This is a genomic window from Caballeronia sp. LZ003 (assembly GCF_031451465.1).
Lineage (GTDB): Bacteria > Pseudomonadota > Gammaproteobacteria > Burkholderiales > Burkholderiaceae > Caballeronia.
The window spans coordinates 1-758 of record NZ_JARUXJ010000104.1 but is presented as its reverse complement, the minus strand read 5'-3'; the positions used below and the strand labels follow the sequence as shown (position 1 = coordinate 758).

The following is a 758-nucleotide window of genomic DNA, read 5'->3' as shown; positions in this document are numbered from 1 at the left end:
TTCATGAGAAGCCAGAAGCCGTTACGGTCCCACAGCAGCATCTTGATGCGGTCGCGCCGCTGATTGCTGAACACATAAACCGCACGCGCGAATGGATCGAGCTTCATTGACTGCTCGACGATGGCTGCGAGACCGTTGATGCTCTTGCGGAAGTCAACGGCGTCACGATGCACATAGACTTTCAGTTCATCGTCCAGGCGGAACATCGCACCGTCCAAGCGTCTCGATCATGGCCGATAGCAACGGCGCATCATTGTCGGTGCATTCAAACCGGAGTGTGACGCCGTTGGGCATCTGCACCATCAACCGCGCCGAAGGGGGCGACGACGTCCTTGCTGCGGGGGTGTGGCGGTGTGCCTTCGTGGATGCGGGCGCAACCACCGCTTCGTGACTTTCGACTTCGACTACTGGAACGAAAGCTGTGCCAGTCGGCGTCGGCTTTAGGGACGTGCCAGCCAGTCGCTGCTGATGCAGCTTGATCCACTTGCGCAGCAAGTTGGCGTTGACGCCATGCTTGAGTGCGAGTCCGGCGACCGAAGCGCTCGGCTCAAGACACGCTTCCACCAACTTCTGTTTCGTTTGCCGGTCATATCTGCGCTTGCCGTCCCGACCAACGTTGACGACCTTCAACCCGGTCGTTCCTGAGTGCTCTTCTGTCATGAAAGGTGTCCACTGATTCGATGAACTGACCCCCGAAGGTTGCACCTATCTTTGGGGAATGTCTTGGGAAAATATACAGAACAAGCGAAGCTCGCTGC

Annotated in this window: 2 protein-coding genes; both read right to left on the bottom strand. The window is 57.5% G+C overall.

All coding sequences use genetic code 11. The features are described 5' to 3' along the window. Positions 1–206: IS66 family insertion sequence element accessory protein TnpB (gene tnpB / locus QCE79_RS33230; RefSeq protein ID WP_309851726.1), on the bottom strand; the 206-nt coding region annotated here is incomplete at its 3' end. Next, positions 187–630, bottom strand: a complete 444-nt coding sequence (gene tnpA, locus QCE79_RS33225; RefSeq protein ID WP_309851724.1) for an IS66-like element accessory protein TnpA — start codon at positions 628–630, stop codon at positions 187–189. The genes tnpA and tnpB, both read right to left, overlap by 20 nt. Between the last annotated feature and the right edge of the window lie 128 nt (positions 631–758).